The organism is Nonomuraea cypriaca (genome assembly GCF_015645445.1).
Taxonomy (GTDB): Bacteria; Actinomycetota; Actinomycetes; order Streptosporangiales; family Streptosporangiaceae; genus Nonomuraea; species Nonomuraea cypriaca.
Genome location: NZ_JADOGI010000534.1, coordinates 1 through 1,141, shown reverse-complemented (window position 1 = coordinate 1,141; position 1,141 = coordinate 1). Strand labels below are relative to the sequence as shown.

Annotated in this window: 1 protein-coding gene; it reads left to right on the top strand. The window is 67.6% G+C overall.

Features of this window, described 5'->3' with window-relative positions; all coding sequences use genetic code 11:
- Window positions 1-1,086, top strand: a 1,086-nt coding sequence (tnpC, locus tag ITP53_RS55455; RefSeq protein ID WP_195903505.1) for an IS66 family transposase, incomplete at its 5' end; no start/stop codon positions are given.
- Between the last annotated feature and the right edge of the window lie 55 nt (window positions 1,087-1,141).

Sequence of the window (1,141 nt, the reverse complement as noted above, 5' to 3'; positions counted from 1 at the left end):
CACCAGCAGATCGAGATCCCGCTGGTAGTGGCCCGGCGGTTGCAGCACAACCTGCACACAGTCGCCTGCCGGTGCGGCCGGGTGCACACCGCCGCACGCCCGGCGGGAGTAAGCGCCGCGCCGGTCGGGCACGGCGTCAATCTGCAGGCCTGGTGCGTGTATCTGCTGGTGGTCCACGCGATCCCGGTGCACCGGTGCGCTGAGCTGGTGGCCGCGCTAACCGGTGCCGAGCCTTCACCCGGGTTCGTTCACGGCTTGATCGGCCGGGCCGCCGCAGCGGTCGCTCGCGCCAATGCGCGTATCCGGATGCTTCTCACGCTGGCCTATGTGGTGTGCTGCGACGAGAGCCCGCTGCGGGTGGGGCCGAAGAAGGCCAAGAAGTATCTGCTGGTGGCCTGCAACCAGCTGCTGACCTGGTACATGCTCGGCGGACGCGACATGGCCACGTTCAAGCAGTTCGTGCTGGCCGAAGTGACCGGTGTGGTGGTGCACGACCGCTATCAGATCTACGACGCGACCAACCTCGGGACGCGCGATCATCAACTTTGTGCCGCGCATCTGATCCGTGATCTCGAAGACTGCGCCGAGACCTACCCCAAGGCGCGCTGGCCCCGGCAGCTCCAGATGGCGCTGCGCGGCTTGATCCACGCCGCCAACCTCGCCCGCCAACAGGGCACAGACGCGATCGCGGCGGGCACGCTGGCGATGTTCACCCGGATGTTCCGGGGCGGGGTCGCCGTCGGCCTTTCGGAGGTCAAGCGCGTTCCCGGCCCGGCCAAGACCGTCACCCAGCCGGTCGGCCGGGTGCTGCTGGAGGTGCTGCGCGACCGTGCCGACGATGTCCTGCGTTTCGCCCATGACCTGCGGATCCCACCCACGAACAACCAAGCAGAGCGCGACCTGCGACCAGCCAAGACCCAGCAGAAGATCTCCGGCAGACTCCGCTCCGAGCGACACACCCGGCATCGTTACGCCGTTCGCGGCTACCTGTCCACCGTGATCAAACACGGCCTCGACGTCATGACCGTCCTGCGCGACGCGCTTCTCGGCAAGCTCTGGATGCCACCCGACCCGGCTACAGCCTGACGCTACGGAGCCACCGTACTCACGCACGCCTCCAGACGATCACACAGCGCGATCA